The 19746-nt window shown below is 44.3% G+C and carries 15 protein-coding genes; 2 read left to right on the top strand and 13 right to left on the bottom strand.

All coding sequences use genetic code 11. The annotated features are described in order from the left end of the window. Positions 1-75 precede the first annotated feature (75 nt). From C7Y69_RS17770 to C7Y69_RS17820, 11 genes are all read right to left on the bottom strand, one after another. Positions 76-2493, bottom strand: coding sequence for a TonB-dependent siderophore receptor (locus tag C7Y69_RS17770; protein ID WP_126873661.1), 2418 nt, complete (start codon positions 2491-2493; stop codon positions 76-78). Between the two features lie 257 nt (positions 2494-2750). Continuing rightward, positions 2751-4124, bottom strand: coding sequence for a uracil-xanthine permease family protein (locus C7Y69_RS17775; RefSeq protein WP_126873662.1), 1374 nt, complete (start codon positions 4122-4124; stop codon positions 2751-2753). Positions 4125-4126: 2 nt separating this feature from the next. Continuing rightward, positions 4127-5602: an adenosine deaminase family protein gene (locus C7Y69_RS17780; RefSeq protein WP_126873663.1), complete on the bottom strand. Its 1476-nt coding sequence runs from the start codon at positions 5600-5602 to the stop codon at positions 4127-4129. A 224-nt stretch (positions 5603-5826) separates the two neighbouring features. Next, positions 5827-6192, bottom strand: a complete 366-nt coding sequence (locus tag C7Y69_RS17785; RefSeq protein ID WP_013784606.1) for an AraC family ligand binding domain-containing protein — start codon at positions 6190-6192, stop codon at positions 5827-5829. A 74-nt stretch (positions 6193-6266) separates the two neighbouring features. After that, positions 6267-7499, bottom strand: coding sequence for an allantoate amidohydrolase (locus C7Y69_RS17790; protein ID WP_126873664.1), 1233 nt, complete (start codon positions 7497-7499; stop codon positions 6267-6269). Continuing rightward, positions 7492-8727, bottom strand: coding sequence for a pyridoxal-phosphate-dependent aminotransferase family protein (locus C7Y69_RS17795; protein ID WP_013784604.1), 1236 nt, complete (start codon positions 8725-8727; stop codon positions 7492-7494). The genes C7Y69_RS17790 and C7Y69_RS17795 overlap by 8 nt, the downstream gene beginning before the upstream one ends. A gap of 9 nt (positions 8728-8736) precedes the next feature. Beyond that, positions 8737-9555 carry a sulfite exporter TauE/SafE family protein gene (locus C7Y69_RS17800; RefSeq protein ID WP_013784603.1) on the bottom strand — a complete coding sequence of 273 codons (819 nt, stop codon included), beginning with the start codon at positions 9553-9555 and terminating at the stop codon, positions 8737-8739. A gap of 204 nt (positions 9556-9759) precedes the next feature. Beyond that, positions 9760-11337: a gamma-glutamyltransferase family protein gene (locus C7Y69_RS17805; protein ID WP_013784602.1), complete on the bottom strand. Its 1578-nt coding sequence runs from the start codon at positions 11335-11337 to the stop codon at positions 9760-9762. 69 nt (positions 11338-11406) lie between these two features. Further along, complete coding sequence (locus C7Y69_RS17810) at positions 11407-12699, bottom strand: amidase (RefSeq protein ID WP_126873665.1); 1293 nt, start codon at positions 12697-12699, stop codon at positions 11407-11409. A gap of 262 nt (positions 12700-12961) precedes the next feature. Then, complete coding sequence (locus tag C7Y69_RS17815; RefSeq protein ID WP_126873666.1) at positions 12962-13525, bottom strand: DUF924 family protein; 564 nt, start codon at positions 13523-13525, stop codon at positions 12962-12964. Between the two features lie 195 nt (positions 13526-13720). Then, complete coding sequence (locus C7Y69_RS17820; RefSeq protein WP_057792570.1) at positions 13721-14578, bottom strand: MurR/RpiR family transcriptional regulator; 858 nt, start codon at positions 14576-14578, stop codon at positions 13721-13723. A gap of 424 nt (positions 14579-15002) precedes the next feature. On the opposite strand from C7Y69_RS17820, the gene C7Y69_RS17825 reads away from it, so the two are divergent. Both C7Y69_RS17825 and C7Y69_RS17830 read left to right on the top strand, forming a co-directional pair. Beyond that, positions 15003-15632: a CPBP family intramembrane glutamic endopeptidase gene (locus C7Y69_RS17825; protein ID WP_126873667.1), complete on the top strand. Its 630-nt coding sequence runs from the start codon at positions 15003-15005 to the stop codon at positions 15630-15632. Between the two features lie 376 nt (positions 15633-16008). After that, entirely contained in the window at positions 16009-17313 is a 1305-nt protein-coding gene (locus C7Y69_RS17830) for a mechanosensitive ion channel family protein (RefSeq protein WP_126873668.1), read from the top strand. Positions 17314-17438: 125 nt separating this feature from the next. Here C7Y69_RS17830 and C7Y69_RS17835 read toward each other — a convergent pair whose 3' ends face one another. Continuing rightward, positions 17439-18722 (bottom strand): DUF3080 family protein, encoded by a 1284-nt coding sequence (locus C7Y69_RS17835; RefSeq protein WP_185864195.1) that lies wholly within the window; start codon positions 18720-18722, stop codon positions 17439-17441. Positions 18723-18741: 19 nt separating this feature from the next. Continuing rightward, positions 18742-19617, bottom strand: coding sequence for an SDR family oxidoreductase (locus C7Y69_RS17840; RefSeq protein WP_221885334.1), 876 nt, complete (start codon positions 19615-19617; stop codon positions 18742-18744). Positions 19618-19746: the final 129 nt, after the last annotated feature.

Consider the following 19746-nt stretch of genomic DNA (forward strand, 5'->3'; position numbering starts at 1 on the left):
ATAAAAAAAGGTAAATCTACGAGGGTAGATTTACCTTTATAACGTTTATTATTACAACAGCATTAAGACAGTATCTTAGAACTTATAGGCGAACTTCGCGCTCCAATGACGTGGTAATTCAGGTAGTACAACCTGGCTACCAAACAAGTCAGGGAAGTTAGCGCGGAAGTAACGCTCATCCGTTAAGTTTTTAACCGTTAAATTAACAGACCAGTCGTCAGCTTGGTAAGAAACACCTGCATTCACTAGCGTGTATGCTGGAAGCATTACCGAAGCAGAGAAGCCAGAAGCCACTTCTTCAACGTCAACTACACTTAGGTTAGCTGCATAGCCGTTTTGGAAGTCGTAAGTTGCCGTTACTGTGTACACATTTTCAGGAATACCTGCTTTACGTGCATCAGAGTTAGCGAAGCCGTCACCAACTAAGTTCAAGCCAATCACGTTACCGCCAAATACAAGCGATGGATCGGTAAGGCTTGTTAAGTCTTCTGCACCAAGGAAACCAAACTGGTTGCCGTTTTCAAGTGCAGTAAGGTTAATAACCTTAATGTTTGTGTAGCCTGCAGACATTACTAAGTTTTCGTTAACAACCCAACGAAGTTCAAATTCAGTACCTTTGTTATTCGTGGTGTTGTTAGTAACTGTGTTTTGGCTGCTAAAGTCGGTTCTTTCCATTTCAAATGATGAAAGTGCAAAGTAAAGGGTATCGTCTAGCAATGAACCTTTAATACCAAACTCGAAAAGTTCTGAGGTATCGAACGCACCGCTTTCTAATTGGCCAACACCAATTTCAGCACCTTGACCCGCAACAATCGTTGCTTGCTCAGCAGCCGTGATGTAAGGAATTAGGCCAAACGGAAGTTCGTAAGAAATACTGGTATTCCAAGACCAACCGCCTACAGTGTCTTCAGCATACAAAGGAACTTCATCACCTGTTGCACCAAGTAGTAGGTCAGTACGTGAAGTACTTTCAATATCAATGGTGTCGTAACGTACACCAAGTACAAGGTTTAAGCCCCAATCCCACGTAAGGTCGGTCATGGCACCAATACCTAAATCAAGGTAGTTACCTTCATCGTAGTTATCAAAATTCTTGCCTGAACGAGTAGAAAGCAAACGCTTGTCTAGTGCAGATGACGGCATTGTTAAATCACGACGGTTAAAGTACTCGTACGTAAAGTCATCACCGTGTAAAAAGTCGGTGTAACGAATTGACGGTGAAATTTGAAATTGTGCTAACAAGCTGTCGTTTTCATATTCGGTAGCGAAAACAATCTTATCTTCAATTACCCAGCTATCGTGGAATTGAGAGAAGCCGTACGCATTTTCGTTGATGTTATCGTATGAATCGTAGAAGAACTGGTTACGAATTTCCCAGTTGTCTGCGTAATAGATGGTATCGAAGTAGAAAGTAATCGCTTCGTTACCCAATTGGTCATCTGGTGCAACCAATACTTGGCTACCGCTTAGGGTAGTCGTACCTACGTTTTCAAGTGCCATTAGGGCAGTCGCTTCATCATCGGTAAATGCAGCACCAGGCACGTAGAAGAAGCTGTTACCCGCAATGTTTACGGCGCCATATTCTTCGTGACTAATTGAGCCGTCACCGTCTGTATCAAGCGGTTGTGCAGTACCTGTTATATACGTACCGTCGTCAATTAGATCTTGTGTTAAACGGTTCCAACCAGCAACTTGGTTACCATCGTAATCATGATACATACCACCAAATTCAACACGTAGGTTATCAGTAATATCTATGTTGAAAGCGGCTTGTAGAATAGTTTGGTCAGTTTGCGTATTTTCATAATAGCTATCTGAGTTTTCAACTTCACCGTACAGGTAGTAACCTACTGTTTTGTCGCCAACTTGTGCTGGACCACCAACTTCTGCCGTTAGTACGCTCTTATCCCACGAACCCGTAGTATAAGAAATTGCGCCTTCAGGCTTCTCTAAATACTGACCAGAAGAAGCTCGAGCAGATTTAGGGTTAAAGTTTAAGTAACCACCAATCTTAGACGGGCCATAAATAGGAGAGGCTGGACCACGAACAATATCAATTCGGCTTGAAGCACCAATTGGCGTAGGGTAGTTACCTGGGTTATCTAGGCGTTTAACGCCGCGGAAATAGGTTTCACCAGGTGTACCACGTACATCAAGTGATCCTGCAACACCAAAGAATGATTGGGTAAATGTACCAGGTGCAAATGCCACTAGTTCATCAATATCTGAAACGTTAAAACGCTCCATTTGTTCTTGAGAAATCGTTGATGCAGAACGCGGTGTTTCAAGAATTGATTTTCCAAAACCAAAAACTGATTCAACATCTTGGCCAGGCAAACTGCCCAGAGAGCCTGTTACTTCAATTTTTTCAACGTCAGCGTCTTTCGGCGCAGATTCAGACTCTTGTGCAAGTGCGATTGAAGGCACTGACAATGTCAGACCGAATGCTAGCGCACGGGCTAGTGGGTTAAGCTTGAATGTAGTGTTAATCATGGTTTCCTCTATTTTTAATAACCTTTTAAAAGGCCTTTTATACTTTTTTATTTTTCTGTCTGGGTAAAAGCACAATGAGTGCCAGCTTCTTGTCCAGTTGGTCAGGAAATTAAATAAAATTAAATTTATGATTTTATTGAACTTTTTTGGAGTAGTGAAAATAGATAATGTTATTTTATTGTGAAGTGTTGCAATGCTGGTGGCTCTCTGCACCAGCATTGTGATATTTAGCGTGAGTATTGCACCAATTTCGCTCTTTACACTTCACCTTGGGTCTTTGACGCCGTGCTGGAAGTTTTTTGCGGTGCACTGGGTAGGGTGAGATCTAAAATGATAGCGGTTAAACCCGCAGAGGTAACCGGTGAAAGTAAAACGTTTTCAAGCCAAGTGGGTAATTGTGATAATGCGCTGGGTACCATCATTACACCAATGCTCATCCCTAACGCACACGCGGTGATTAAGCTGCTTCTTCTATCTAACGCATAGCTGGCAAGTAGCTTCAGACCACCCACGGCCACCATGGCAAACATAACCAACGTTGCCCCGCCCAACACCGGCTTAGGTATAGCTTGTAGCACTCCGCCAACCGCAGGGAACAAGCCAACAAATACAAACATGCCCGCCACGAAGAAACCTACTTTTCTACTCGCAATACCTGTTAGCTGAATAACGCCGTTGTTTTGGCCAAAGGTGGTATTGGGAAATGTATTAAAGGCGCCCGCAATCATAGAGTTAAGTCCGTCACCTAAAATGCCACCTTTTATACGCGATAGGTAAAGTGGGCCTGACACGGGCTCTTTGCAAAACAAGCTATTCGCGGTTAAATCGCCTGCGGTTTCAATTGCGGTAAACAAGTAGATAAGTGCGATAGGTAAAAACAAGGTAATGTCGAAGCTAATACCAAACGCAAAAGGCTGGGGAACGGCAATAGCGGGTAAATCATTTAAGTGGGAAAAGTCTAATCCTTTAGTAAACCACACATAGGCGGTACCCAAGGTCATGCCTATAAAAATAGCCGATAGCCTTACCCAATGATTATTCGACGCGTTCAAAAATACAATAATAAGTAAAACGCTTACTCCTAAGCCTAAATTATCTAAGCTTGCGAATGATTCAGCATTAAACCCACCTGCTAAATCTGTCATTCCAACATTAATCAGTGATAAGCCAATGGCAGTAATCACAATGCCAGTCGTCAATGGTGTGATAATGCGTTTAAGTTGTGTAACAAATAAACTAAACACCACCTCAACCAAGGCGCCCGCCAATGTAAGGCCAAAAAGAAGTGATAAAATTTCTTCGCTACTTCCACCTTCATTTTTTACCTTCATGCCAGCCAAAAGCAACGCGCTGATAAACGCAAAGCTGGTGCCCTGAATGGCCACCAAGCCACTGCCCACTGGGCCAAATTTTTTAGTTTGAATAAAGGTGCCCACACCACTAACAAAAAGCGCCATGCAAATTAGGTAGGCAGTGTGTTCTGTAAGCCCTAAGGTGGCAGAGATAATTAATGTAGGCGTTATCACGCCAATAAAGCTCGCCAGCATGTGCTGAAACGCAGCGGTTAAGCACGCTACCGCATTGGGTTTGTCGTGCAGGCTATAGAGTAAATCTTGATGTTTCTCTTGCATGATTAATCCTTATTGCCGCTGCACAGTTCGCTTTCAAATTTACAGATGAATGCACGAAACATTGGGGGAGAGGTAGGCACAGTATCTGATGCCACCTGAGTTTCAAATTCAGCAACACGTTGATGAAATAAAGTAAGCTGCTGCGCTTTTACATTTGGTTGTAAAAAGCTGTACTGCAAACTGTTGGTGCTTAATGTGAGTACTTCTTCCCAGCTTAAGTTGAATTCGGTTACCGCGACATAAAACTCATCGGTTAATGTGGAGTCGAACATGCCTCTGTCATCGGTAGATAGCGCGGTAGGGATACCTGTTCGCAAATATTCTGGAAAGGGGTGGGTATCGTAGCTGGGAATGTATTCAAGCAGTAAGTTGGAAATAAGGTTAATTTCGATAAGGTACTGGCTGTTTCTCATTAGCAATAGAGTATCTGAGTCGAAAATGGTATTTAACCCGTGCCCAATGCGCTCTGCACCAAGCAATAAGGTGTCTCGCACATTTGAATCGGCGGTTTCAGACTCACCAGCATGAAAAGCCAATGAAACTTTAGGGTATGTAGCACGAAGCTTACGAAGTGTTGATGCAAACCGTTTCGGTTGCCCGTTTATATCATCTTCTCTGCCTACTAAATTAATGCCTACGTACAATTCTCTGTGGCTATCTACAAAGTCATAAATCCATTCTAGTTGTGCTTCGGCGTCGGGTAAAAAGCGAACAACAGCATATTGAAAACGAACAGTAACTTGCGTGGCTTGCGCCTCTTCACTGGCAAGCATGTCGGTATAAATGGCTAATGCTTCGTCGGGCGTATAAGTGCTTCCATCAGGTTTTTTTGTATAGCGAACATTTACCTGGGTTTCCAAATATTGCAGATTTTCCTTTTGGTAAGCTTGCATATTACGTAGCAATATTTTTGACACTAACGTGGGGTTTGCGGTCAATTCGTTTAACCGTTGCCAATGGGTAGAAAAGAATTCTTCTCGTCCTTCCGACGCCGTATGTAAGCGAATACTATCCATAAACTCGCGTTTTAAATTGTTATCAAGCAAGCCTAATTCAGTGTAATTTTTCTGAATGCACTGAGGTAATTTAGCCCATGTCGTTTCGCTGATGGTATGAAAGCGTAAGGCACTTTGTGGGTCTGAATGGCATGGTTTGATACTTACCTGGGTGTAATAGGTATACCCACCATTTTTTGTAGGATCGGCCGCCAGTTCGTACCACCATTCACTAAACCCTGAACCTGACAAATGATGATGTAAATCACCGCCTTTTGGCATGGTGTGTAAAAATTGATACATCTGGCGTGGTGTCGCTGTTTTTTTGAAAGCTTCAAACCACAACGGCATAGAAAAGGGAGTAGAAGTAGAAGATGAAGAATTGGCTACGGCACTGGGTGCGGCAACACTTTTATAAGCAAAACTGGTAAGAGAGATAAATACAACAAGATAGAAAGGCAAAAAGGTAAGTCGCAAACGCATGAGTACTACAGCAGTATTAAAATTATAATGCGAGTTTTTGCAAGAAGCTGACCACTTAGTCTATGGTCTATAAGAAGGTTAACTCAATGATTAACCGCTATTTTTATTTAGAAGAAAGGTGGAAAGGAACGAGTTCTAAAGATATGTCGCACCAAGTTGGTGCTCTAAAACGAAAAGCGCGCCAATATGACGCGCTCAAATTAACAGCAAGGCGATGAAAGTAATTAAAATTCAACACCTTCATCTAGCGTAACAAAGATGGAGTGACGCACTTCGTTGTACATGGCTTTTGAGCAGTGACCTTCACCTTCCGTATCTTCTAGCAAGATAACATCACCAGAACCAAATACATGGCGTTCACCGTTAGAAACCGTAAACTCTGCGCGGCCTTTTAAGATAAACAGAAGTTGGCGTGCTGGCGCAGGGTGCCATTTAAAGTCATAGTCTGCTGGCGTTTCCCTAAAGATGATTTTATCGGCGCCAAACTTTTCTGATAACAGTCCAATAGGCCCACCATCTTTCAGTGGAATATCAATTTCTCCAAAGTGGCTCTTGCCTTCATCGTCGTTATATATCCTTGCTATCTTCATCTTACTCATACCTGTTTCTTATCATTTAACGAATAATGCTTAAACGTGAACCTTGCGTAGGCTAGAACTAAGTTTTAGTACTTTAACGTGCGAAGACTATGGTGCATTACCGCTAAGCTCGCGGCAACATCGTCTGTGGTGATAGACTCAGCCGGATGGTGACTAATGCCACCCTTACAGCGTGTGAATAACATAGCAACAGGGCATATTTCAGCCATTGCCATTGCATCATGCCCTGCACCCGAGGCCAGTACTTTGGGTACTATGCCTGCTTCAGTTACACCTTTAAGCAATGTATTTTGTAGGGCACTATCACAATGAACCGCTGGCGCACTGTGTGTTTGCTCTACCTTCAATTCCACATTGCGTAACACGGCAATGTCGTTGATTTTTTGCAAAATCTCTGCCAATGCGGCATCTCTCAATGGGTCTTCTTCACTGCGAATATCTAAAGAGAACTGGCATCGGCCAGAAATCACATTCACGCCATTGGGCGCGTTCTCAATTTTACCCACGGTAGCCACAACACCTGGACGCTGTTGACTAATAGACTCTACCGCTAAAATCATTTCGGCGCTGGCGCATAAGGCGTCGTGGCGCATCGACATAGGCACAGTTCCCGCGTGTCCTGCCATGCCGGTAACCGTTAATGAAAAGCGTTTCGCACCAGCAATAGCATTTACTACACCTACAGGTAAGTTCTCTTGCTCTAACACTGGGCCTTGCTCAATATGCAGTTCTAAGTAACCCAGCAAGTCAGTTTGTGCAATGGTGGCGCTGTTAATAGCATCAAAATCCAGCCCAAAGTTTTTCATCGCATCTTCTAGGGAAATGCCATCTTCGTCTTTTAGCCTGCGCCATTCGTCTTGCCACTTGCCTGTTAACGCACGGCTACCTAATAGGGTAGTACCAAAACGGGTGCCTTCTTCGTCACAAAAGCCAACAATATCAATGTGAAAAGGAAACTGTCGACCTTCGCCGCTGAACATGGCCATGAGCGTTACCGGTGCAACTACACCTAACATGCCGTCGTATTTACCGCCATTTGGCACCGTGTCTAAATGACTGCCAATAATTAAGCGAGGTGCATTGGGTACGGCTGATGTATAGCGGCCCCAAATGTTACCTACGCTGTCTTGCCAGGTTGTCATACCGGCTTCTATCATCCAGCCGGATGTTAGCTGATTGGCCAGTTTGTGTTGTTCGGTTAAATAGCGCCTGTCTAAACAGCTTGGGTTTTGGCTTAGTGAACCTAGTGCTTCACAGCGCGCCATTACTAGCGCGGCCGCATCAGAAAATTCAGACATTCATGGCTCCCGAATACACAGCAAGTGCAGCGTCTACGCCAGCACCAGCCGGTAGCGACATACCTTGCTTGCGTAATACGGTTTCTAGCGACTGAAGGGTATGCAACACCGCATCTTGGCGCGCGTTATAACCCATGGTGCCTATTCGCCAAATTTTCCCTTTAAGGGGGCCAAAGCTGGTGCCAATTTCAATGTTGAAACGCAGTAGCAGGTCTTCACGTACTTGTTCGCCGTGTACGCCATCAGGAATAACCACGCCCACAACGTTACTCATTTTGTTGGCAAGGTCGCCAAATGGCGTTAGGCCAAGGGCTTGAACACCCGCTAGCATGGCATCGCCAGCCACTTTATGGCGTGCAATAACATTTTGCTGGCCTTCTTCAAGGTGCAAAATAGCGCATTCACGGGCGCAATAAAGCATGGTTGCGGCTTCGGTATGGTGATTTAAGCGTTCGTCACCCCAGTAATCCATGATCATGCCAAGGTCGAAATAGTTAGACCGAATTTTCGGGCCGCGGGCACTTTCATGATGTGCATCACGAATACCAGCTTCAACGTGATGGCGAGTACGCACCACATCAACAAACTTTTGGCTCATGGTAATGGGCGCACTGCCTGAAGGGCCGCCTAAGCATTTCTGCAAACCCACTGACACTGCATCTAGCTTCCACTTGTCTACTTCTAACGGGTTACCCCCTACCGATGCGGTGGCATCGCAATAGAACAACACGTCGTTGGCTTCACAAATAGCGCCAATGTCTTCAAGAGGTTGAAACATAGTGGTAGACGTATCGCCTTGTACTATGGCTAATAGTTTAGGCTGTACTTTCTTAATGGCCGCTTCTATTTGCTCGGGTTTAAATACTTCACCCCACGGCACTTCAATAGTGTGAACTTCTGCATCGGCGCGCTCTGCAATTTCAGCCAATAGGTGGCCAAAACGCCCGAAGATAGGCACTAGCACCTTATCGCCAGGTTCAATAGCCGACACTAACACCGCTTCAATACCTGCCCGCGACGTACCATCAATCAACATGGTTTGTTGGTTTTTGGTATTAAATAGCGTGCGGTACAGCGCCATGGTTTCGTTCATGTAGCCTGTCATTACAGGGTCGTATTGGCCTACTAGCTGAGTAGACATGGCCGACAATACACGCGGATAACAGTTAATAGGGCCTGGGCCCATTAAAAGGCGTGGTGGAGGTGTTAATGGTGCAAAACCAGTCATAATAGGCTCCTAGATAAACACCTGCGCAAGCATGCGCAGGCCAGTAATAATGAGAACAACAGCAAAAATTTTCTTAAGCAGACCAGCATCTAACTTGTTGGCGATGCTTGCACCAATTGGCGCAAAAATTACCGTTAGCGGCACAATGCACGCGAAACCAAGTAGGTTAACGTAACCGTAGGTAGCAAACGGCGCATCAACAGGCGTAGTGCCTACGAATAAAAGAGTAATAGCGGCAGGCAGCGAAATAATTAGGCCAACAGCGGCTGCTGTACCTACTGCTCTGTGCGCTGGGTAATTACAAAAGGTAAGTGTAGGGACGGTAAGCGTGCCGCCACCAATGCCAACCATGGAACTAAAAAAGCCGATACACGCTGCCATAATAGACTGTCCAACACGACCTGGTAGGCCGTTAAACAAGGCATCTTTTTTACCAACTAGCATGTTAATAGCAGATAACGTGGCAATAACACCAAACATCAACGTTAGAAAGTTAGCGTCCAGTACCGTGACTAAGTAACTACCTGCTAATACACCAATTAAGATAAACACTGCCCAAGCCTTAAGTAGGGCAAAGTCTACGTTGCCTTTGCTATGGTGAGCGCGAATAGAGCTAATAGACGTAGGTACAATAGTGGCTAGCGATGTTGCAGTTGCAATCACCATGGCGCTTTCAGCCGATACCCCTAGTGCTTGAAATAAGAAAAACAGGACCGGCACTATAACAATACCGCCGCCTACACCTAATAGGCCAGCCAATAATCCGGCGAACACGCCTGTACCAATTAACGATAAAATTACCGTCATGTTATCGAGTAAAAACTGCATAAATTAAAGATCTCGTTGTGAATGTGTGCTTGCTAAAACATGTATGCCCAATGAAATTATGGCGGGTTGCTCTGGCTTATCTTAAAAGGGGTGGACGTCCTTTAAAAACAAGCCAAAAGCAACACACCGATAAAGCGGCTTGGGGTAATGTTGCTGCTAGATGTTATCGTTTGATTAAACCTAGAATTTAGATTTTTCGCGGCGTTACACCTTATCAGTGAACGCTTTACCGTCGCTTCGCGGGTCGCTTGCTGCGCTTACTGTGCCTGTTGGCGCGCGAATAACCGCGCCAGCGTGGCCCATCAATTCGTTACAAGGGTCGACAGTCACCATGTCGTGACCTCGGGCAATAAGGCTTTCGCCTACATACTCGGCTAAGTCACGCTCGGCTTTTAAGTTGTTACTTTCATCACCCCAAGTACGGCCTAATAACCAGCGGCCTAGGGCAATGGCTTTATCAATAGGTTGGTTGTGATAAATATGGCGGGCAAATAAAGCCGCTTGTGTTTGTGGCTGACCTTCACCGCCCATGGTGCCGTAACTCATGCGTCGCCCATCGGCTAAATCGGCAAACGCAGGGTTAAGCGTATGAAACGGTTTCAACCCCGGCTTTAGGTATTGGTTGCTATTTGGATCTAACGAGAACGAAGTACCTCGGTTATTCCATACAATGCCGGTTTGTGGGCTAACAATGCCTGAACCAAATTCCCAGTAAAGCGATTGAATGTAACTTACCATTCGGCCTTCGCTGTCACACGCACCCATCCAAATGGTATCGCCAGGTTTCGCCACGTGCGGCCATGGCTGTGCTTTTTCTACCGAAATGTGTTTAACCATTTCATCTAACGATTCATCAGTTAATAAGCTAGACAAATCAACAGGCGTGCGTGATGGGTCGGTAACGTTCGCATTTCGTGCAATAAACGCCTGTTTGGTGCATTCAATTAACAAGTGCACCATATCAGCATCGGTAGAACCTAAGTGCTGCACCTTGTCGTAAAGCGCTAAAATAATTAACGACGCCACACCTTGGGTAGGCGCAGGCAAGTTATACAAGGTGCCTTTGCTGGTCGTAACCGAAAGCGGCTCTACAATTTGTGCTTTGTATTGGTTAAAGTCTTCAATACGAATAGGTGAGCCAGCGGCTTCCAAGTCGGTAGCCAGTTTGCTAGCGAGTTCGCCATGATAAAAGTCATCAAGCCCTGCTTTCGCTAAGTGGCTAAGTGTTTTAGACAAGGCCGTCAGTTTAAGAATTTTGCCTTTTTTAAGTGCTTTGCCCTTAATTAAGAACTGATCAAAATTTGGGTCGCCGGCTAAATCGTCAAAGGTTTTATTACTGGCGTCTACTAAGCTTTGCGTAACTTCGATACCCCAATTAGCCTGGCTAATGGCGGTATCAAACAACGTATTAAGCGATAGGCCGTCTTGCCACTGGTGGCTTATTTTTAATGCTTCATTCCAACCAGCAACAGCACCGGCCATAGTTAAGGCTGATTTTCCGCCTCGGCTAGGAATGGCACTTTCGTCTTTATAAAATTCAGGTGTAGCACCTAATGCGGCAACGCCCGAAGCATCAATGCCAATAGGGGCTTTGCCAGGTTCACTAATTAGCCAAAACCCATCGCCACCCATGCCATTCATGTGAGGGTATTCAACGGCAATAGACGCAGCGGCGGCCACCATTGCTTCAATCGCGGTGCCGCCTTTTTCTAAAATATTCAAACCCACTTGCGATGCCGCAAAGTGAGGGGCTGTAAAGCCGACGTTATGCTTTTCACTCATTGTCTTTTTTTATCCATTTGTTATTTGGCCAATGCAACCTTGTATATTCAATAAGCCTAGTATGACCAATTAATTTGCTGTCAGTGCTTTCGCTAGCTTAATGAGTGCAAGATCGCTGCCTTTTTTGCCTACCAGTGATAAACCACATGGGGCATTTTGTAGGGTAAATAGCGGCATATGAATTTGTGGAAGCTCTGCTAAACCTGCAATTGAGGTAAGCGCCAGCAGGGCATTCCTATCGTTCGCTAATGTTTCTTCGTCAGCATCACACCGGGGTGCAATACCGGGGGTAGTGGGTATCAATAATACGTCTACAGTTTCAAATAAGCTGTTTATGTATTCTTGAAACGCCACTTGCTGCTTCTTGGCGTCATCAACTTCCTGTTCAGAAATCGTTTCGCACCAATTTAGTCGAAGCATTATATCGTGAGCAATGTCAGGGGATGTATCTGTTATCCACTGGCCATGCTGTTGCCAAATTTCAGCGCCTTGTAATACGCGAAAAGTCGCGGCAGTATTCAGTGCCGATAAATCTAATTCGTGTTCGGTAATCGGGGTAATAGTAAAACCCGCATTGTCGCTATCTGCTTTTTCATTAAGTGTTTCTAACCATTTTGTGGTCAAAACACCGTGTTTAGCACTTTGTAGTAAGTGTTGAACGGCACCAATTCGTACTAAGCTTATATTTGAGTCACCGTTGGCTACGTCGGTTTTATCTGCACCGATTTCGTTTTGCGGAGCATCAACTAAACAAACTTGGCTGACTTTCTCTAGGGTGTCGAGATCGCGAGTCATCCAACCTATGGTGTCGAAAGACGGTGCCAACGCCACCATGTTGTCACACGGTATAGCATTATGGGTAGTACGCAGCCCCCACAACCCTTGATAGCTGGCAGGAACGCGAATAGAGCCACCTGTGTCTGTACCCAAACCAATATCAGCTAAATGTGCCGACACAGCAACGGCTGAACCTGAAGATGAACCGCCAGGAATGTGCGCAGGTGCAATGGGGTTAACCAGCTGCGGATAATGTTTATTTTGACCGTGAAGGCTATAAGCCAGTTCATCGGTAATTGTTTTACCTTTAAATGTCGCGCCTGCATCAAGTAACTTTTCAACTGTGCTATTGCTAGCCGTTGGCACAGGGTGTGTGGCCAACCAATCGGGATTCCCGGCTGCGGTTGGTAGCCCTTCAATGTGAAATAAGTCTTTTACCGCTAAACCATAGCCTTTCAGAGCATGGCCTGTTAATTCGCAAGCTGTTGATGAAGCATTAGCTGTCACAGAACTTGATCCAGAATCTGAAGCGCTCTTGGCGTTTACTTTACTATCAGCAGGAATCGAAACAAAAGGAGAAGACACGGCACATTCGCAATAGATAAAAATATACCTCCATGAAACAATCGTCTCTCTTTATTGTCAAGTGAAACGTTTGTTACTGGCGTGTAATATGCTTTTTTTTTTGGTTTGGTTTTGTGGTTTGGTTATGTGGTTTAGTTTTTGTGGCTTAGCTTTTTTGACGTATCTTTTGTGACGTAGCGTATGAAGTGTTTTCAATAACCCAACTATAGACGATGCGAGAAGTGGGTGAACAACCAATACAAGGGCGAAGCTGTGGTTCGTATTAAAACCGACTGCCAGGCTTCAAAAGAAACGCTTCTTCTTCTTTCGTACTGGTTCGGCCCAACACTAAGTTTCGGTGCGGATATCGCCCAAATTGCTTAATAATGTTCACGTGTTTCAACTCATATTCATATTGTTGTTCTAAACCAGGAACCGCAAAAAGTTGAAGCGCAATATCGTGTATAGCCAAAGATTCGCTATGCATAAATGGCATGTACAAAAATATACATTGCTGAGGCGTAAGGGTTTTATCGGCCTCAACACTCACCGCTTCTTGGGCCAATACTAAAGCCATGGGGTCTTGCGAGAAAGCGTGGGGCGTGTCTCGGTATATATTTCTTGAAAACTGATCAAGCAATAAAATTTCCGCTAACCGACCTGTAGGCGTTGCTCGCCAGGGCCATAGTTCACCTTGTGATGCAGCGCGGTGCAAGTTTAAAAATTGCGATGCAATAGTGCGATCAAGAGCGGAGTCTTGAGTAAACCACTGGGAAGGGGTTAGTTCATTAAACCAAAATTCTAAAACTCTGCTAGACTCTTCTATAACAAGGTGGGATTTATCCATTTCAACTCCAACATCAAATGCTTAGTTGCCTTTTTTACGGGAGAACAGCGCAGTTGTCTCTTTGTACCTCGTGTGGCAACACGAATTGTTATACGTGCTTATTTAGTAATTCGATCTTTTATTCTTGCTTAAAAAGCAACCAATTAAAAGTAGTTAATACTACTTTGCATGTTATTTTAAATCGTACTTTACATACTACTTTCGCTCGGAAGGCTCTAATTCATCCAGGTCGCCATACAGGCTAGTAATGGCCTTAACACGCTTTGATGCGCTGTCGCCCAAGGCAGAATACGTAAAGTTACATAGGGTAGAAACCAAGCTCATTGGGGCAGCATAACTGTCGAATGGTGCGTAGTTATCTACCTGTGAACTTAAATGATTGCCTAAATGACATACCAATAAATGCTTTACGTTATCTCGGTATACTTGCCCGGTAGGGTCGGTGATAAGAATGGTTTGGCAATGAGATAGGGTATGTAACACATGTTTAAACTGGCGAGTGCGCCTACGAAACCCAAACAATACCACTACATCATCTTTACCTAAATCGACTAAGTCTTCCCCTAAGGTTTGCCCAGGTTGAGGCAAAAGCCTTACCGAGGTGCGAATTTGCTTAAGTTGTTGACGAAAATGCAGCGCTAATGGATAAGCGTTTCTAAACCCGATAAGTGTAATTTGTTGCGCGTTTGCCAGCTTTTCAGCAATGGCAGTAAGGGTAGCAATATCAATATTGTCGAAGGTTTGCGAAATATTATTCAATTCTTGTTCGTGCTGAAGAACCGCTGTGGTGCTAGGGCTAACAGGCACGCCCTGTTCGCGTAGGGTAAGCAAGGTATTTTTTGCTTCTTGATGCGACTCAAAACCAAGCTGACGAAAAAAGCGACTTACCGTGGCTTTCGAGGTGTTGGTTTGTTCAGCAATATGAGAGGTTGATTGGGTAACAACCGCAATAGGATTGCGCTGTAAATACTGAGCAATAGTTTGGCCTGATGGCGATAAAGACGCGTAATGCTTCTCTATTTGCTTAATAACATCATTCGAATTTTTGGCCATAAGGAATAATCTTCAACTGCTCAGTGTGTGTCGCGTTCTTTTGGGTTGGCAACTATATTGATGCTTTTTAGCAAATAACAACATTACCCTGAAGGAAAATTACCGTGAAGGAAAATATTTCAGCAACAGTGCTTATTTGTGTGTTATTTATACACACGAAGTGAGCGTTTATTGCGTGTTAATAAGCAAACCGCAACCGCCGTACCTTCGTCACATACCATCGTCACGTGCCATCATGTTCTATTCTCACACTTTATTCCACTGCCAGAAATTCAAAAAACACGCTGCGTTTTGGTAACTTACTTATTTACGCCTAATGTATAACGCCGCAGTGTAAGACTTCTAAGCGAATTGGCACTATAATTTCATTATCTTTTATAGTTCATATTTCTGTCATCATTTTGCAATTAAGTAGGGGTTCTTCGTGGTAAAGCTGTGGTCTGAATTGGTCATTTTGTTCGTTGTACTGCCCATTGCCGTGCTTTACTGGATTAACCACGTCGCCGACTGGCTTATGCCTATTTTAGCTATAGTGTGTTTGTTTTGTTTAAGTGTGCTGTTAGCCGATAAACAATTCCAACGAATTCGTTTATGGCATTGGGAAGATTATGGGCCTCATTTAAAAAGTACTCTTAAGTTCTTTTTACCATGGGCAAGTTTGCTTGCGCTGTGCGTTTACTTAGTTAAACCCGAGCTATTTTTGCACTGGCCCATCAACGAGCCATGGATGTGGGTAGTCACCTTATTGGTATATCCTGTGGTGTCGGTTATTCCGCAAGAAATCATTTTTAGAACCTTCTTTTTCCACCGCTATAAACGCATTTTACCTTCTCGTAATGCACGCTGGATTATAAGTACCTTTGTGTTTGGTTTAGCGCATCTAATTTACGGGAACTGGGTGGCAGTGGTTATATCTTGGTGTGGTGGCGCAATATTTGGCTATCGCTACATGCAAACAAACTCAACCCCCATTGTAGTAATAGAACATGCTATTTGGGGAAGTTTTCTCTTTACCATTGGCTTAGGCTCATATTTGGTAGTGGCTGGCCCTTAGCCTGAGCAAAAAGCAAAAAGCAAAAAGCAAAAGCAAAGGCTAAGTAGCGGTTAGGTTTAAGCCAATGCGTTAATCAATACGTTAACCTATGCGTTAATCAATGCGACCTCCAATGAGAGTGTGTAAAGCTTGAGTAAAAGCTGTTTCAAAGGCTGTATCTAAGTTCATATCTGGGGCTATATTTAGGCCTGTATTTAAGCTTAAGCCAGATTTTATACCAGAGCGTAAACCTGTTCATGAACCTGTGCGTATCATATATATAATTATAGTAGCTTGTATTTGTTAGCAGTTAACAGTTAGCAGTTAGCAGTTAGCGTGGGATGGTCATATTGTTAGGCTGCACCCGTGGTAAGTAACCTCATTTCAAGGAGCGAAGGTGGGCATCATCAATTCTTTAGCGGCTTTTTTTAACCTAGTCGATTTCTCCCTAACAAAGCTCGACGTAACAAATTTCATTCTAACAAACATATTGCCCACGGCGTTATTGGCCGCAGATACTGTTGCGCCTTCCACAGGAGTAGAAAACCTTTCCGAAGCACAGTCGGTGCTGTTAGATTTATGGCATGGCTTTTTGTATCGCTTACCCGGCCTTGGTGTAGGCTTGTTAATTATGGCGCTGTTTATTATTGCAGCGGGCCCGCTATCCCGGTTGCTGCTCAAGCCGTTTTCTTTCTCTTCGCTGACCCCGTTAATTAAGTCGGTAGCGCAACGTTCTATTAGCTTGGTTATTATATTGCTTGGGGTGTATTTATTCCTGTTTATGGCAGGTTTAACGGGCTTTGCGGTGGCGGTTATAAGCGGAACTGGCGTAGTAGGGTTAATTCTTGGTTTTGCCTTTCGTGATATTGCCGAAAACTTTATTTCTAGTTTATTGCTTACCATTCAAAGACCATTTCGAATAGGCGATATTGTTGAGATAAACGAGTTTACGGGCATTATTCAAAAGGTAACGTCGCGTGCCACTACCATGGTCGATTTCGACGGCAATCATATTCAAATACCTAACGCGACAATTTACAAAGGGGTGATTAAAAACCTAACCGCCAACCCACTTATGCGCGGTCATTTTGTATTGGGAGTAGGGTACGACGCCGATATTCGTAATGCACAGAATTTGGCAGTTGAAATAATATCGGGCCACGCAAAGGTACTTAAAGATCCTGAACCCCAAGTGTTAATAGATAATTTGGGGGCATCCACTTACAACTTAAAAGTGTATTTTTGGGTGAATGTTGAAGACACCAGCGTGCTTAAAATGTCGTCGCTGCTTATGCGCCAAATTGTAGGGCGTTTCACTGAAGAAAATATTAGTATGCCAGATGATGCCCGCGAACGTGTTTTCCCCAATGGGTTAGCCATAGTGTCTAATCAATCGGTTAGTAAAGAAGATACAATCAATGAAGCCAGCGGTTTCACGTCGCTAAATAAACCCTTTTGTGAAAGTAAAAATACCGAATTAGCAGGCAGCAAAAAGCCAGCCTTAGAAATAACAGGTAAACCTGTAGAGAATAATGCGTCTTCATCGAGTCTTGCCGCATCTAAATCGCAGACCAATACATCGGATAATAGTGCTAATTCAGCGCTTGAAAATGAAAACGAAGACGTTAGCAGTGAGGCCGAAGATATTAGAGAGCAAGCGAAGAAAGCCCGCGACCCTGAAAGCGGTGAAAATATTCTTTAGCTTACTTAAGATACCGTCAGTACAAGGGTGTTGAACGTTCATAACGTTTAGCCGCATTGGCTAAGCTATGCACATTAAATAATGCCAGGTTAATCTGTACCACGCTACAAATGTGATAAGTAAAGCTAGGGCGCGGTGGGTGATAAATTGCAGCGACCTAGAAAGTCTTGCCATAAGGAAACATGGGCTTTCATTGTGGCACTGTATTGTACAAAATTATCAATAGCGTGGGTGCGTATGTGCGCTTTAAAGGGGGCGCTTAACGCGGCGTTTTCTGCCCATTGTTTCCATAAAGGTTGTAGCTGGTAGTGGTAACTATTTAGCGTGCTCGCAATGGGTTGAATTTCTTCTATAAAGTACAAGTAAAACACATTTCGAAGAATGGTGGCTTTGTCGCTTGTTACACCATTTTTGCACTGTACGCTGTTTAGCGCAGGCGCTAACACTTGGTTCAGTGAAACTAAGCGGTTGTGCAATATAGCTTGTGTTTGCCATAGCTTTGCCGGAAGCCGGGAAGACGCAATAATCTGTAATTGTTGCTCAAGCTCGCCGCTGTCGCTCGCGCTAACTTCAACGTTAACTTTATCAATCTTTTCAACAATGTTAGCGGCTTCAAAATTAGCGCCTTCAAAATTAGCATCTTCAAAACTAGCATTAGCAACGCTACCATCGCCTGCGCTTTCATGAGTCGCTTGAAGTTTACCTTCAACAACACTTTCATGCTTCAATGTTTTTGCTAAGCCATTGATAAAGTTAAGCGCATTAACCGATGCCTTGGCATCTTTATTTTCACTTGCCTGTAATGGCGCCCCCGCCATGCTTAGCCCTAGTTTCATCTCAGTACTGGTTTGCACTACCTTTGCCCACACGCTTTGATATTGAGCTTGCTTTTGCTTACGCCATGCCGCCACGGTACTAGCAATGGGGTTATCAGCGGCCTGTAACCTAGCTTCGCAATTTGCCAATACGTTCAATAGGCGATGCTCGTACTGTAAACGCTGTGAAGGTAACTGTGTTTTACCCAAGGCCGTGTTTCTTTCTGCCACTATTCGGCCAAGTTCGCAATCTTGTATGGCGTAGAATTCTCGTATATTAATATTCAACGGGGTCACGTTGTTGCCAAGTTCAGCAAGTGTTGGGTAGGTGTGAGAAGGTAGGGCGATATTACTTGTCGCCAATGTGCTGTCTGGCAATGCTTCTTGTGACAAAGCCTCGTGTGTTAAAGGCTTATCCAGCACCCTAGACAAACGGGCGGTGTACTCGTCCATGGTGTCATCAATGCTAGGCGCACCAAAGCACCCTTGTAATAAGCTAACCGCCATCACAACGCTAACTAGCCGTATGGTTTTTCCAACCATCACGTTTGCAGCGCAACGGTTCGCGTCATAAAGGCACTTGCTATCAATCATGCTTTTTACATTAACGTACTTATGCCGACGCATTCGTGTGTAGGCTTCGGCCACCATCCACATAAATAATTTGCCCCGTAATATAATTAGCTGAAATTAAGAATGTTGCGGTGTTTGCTATATCTTCAGGCGAGCCAAGACCACCCAATGGAATGCTGTCGAGTAATCGTTGCTTTTGGTCGTGCTCCAATTCTCTTTCAGGCCACAATATGGCGCCTGGTGCAATACCATTTACCCGCACCTCGGGTGCCATTTCAACCGCCAGTGAACGAGTAATAGACGCCAACGCCGTTTTAGCAAGGCCGTATACCGTATGGTGCGGTAGTGGGCGGTCTATGTGCATATCAACCATATTGATAATACAGCCGTTGCTTGCTTTTAAAGTAGGCCATAACGCTTGCGACAAAAACAAAGGGCCTTGTACGTTACTGCCCACTAATGCTTGCCAGTCGTTGGCAAAAATGTCGCCAAGGGGAGTTGGGTAAAAGCTAGATGCGTTATTAATCAATACATCAATGCGGGCCTTGGCTTTCACATTTGAGTCGGCTTTCACGTTTAAATCAGCCTCCACACTTGAATCAGCCTTCAGGTTCGAGTCGGCATGCACTGTGTTACTGCCCAACGAAAAAGCGTCTGGTGCAGTGGCTTGTTCAGCTAGGCGGGTAATATCCTCTAACTTACACAAGTCGGCCTGTAAGCAAATAGCACTATTAGGCCGTTCGGCATTTAATGAATTCACCAATGCGTTAGCGTCTTCTGCTGAATGGCCGTAATGTATAATTACACGATAACCTGCACTATGAAGGGTTTTTGCCATGGTGGCACCAATGCGTTTCGCTGCACCGGTTATGAGCGCTACCGGCGAATTTTCTTCAAGCGCTAATTCGGTAGCCATGTCTGCATTCGCGGCTTCATCCATAGTGTTGTTGGCAAGTTTTTGTTCGTTAGGCATTGGCAGGCACTACTCCATTGTTCGGTTTTTTATTCAGTGTAACTTTTTATTCAGTATAACTTTTGCTCGGTG

Origin of the sequence: Alteromonas sp. KS69, from assembly GCF_003989595.1 — a bacterium.
Classification (GTDB): domain Bacteria; phylum Pseudomonadota; class Gammaproteobacteria; order Enterobacterales; family Alteromonadaceae; genus Alteromonas; species Alteromonas naphthalenivorans.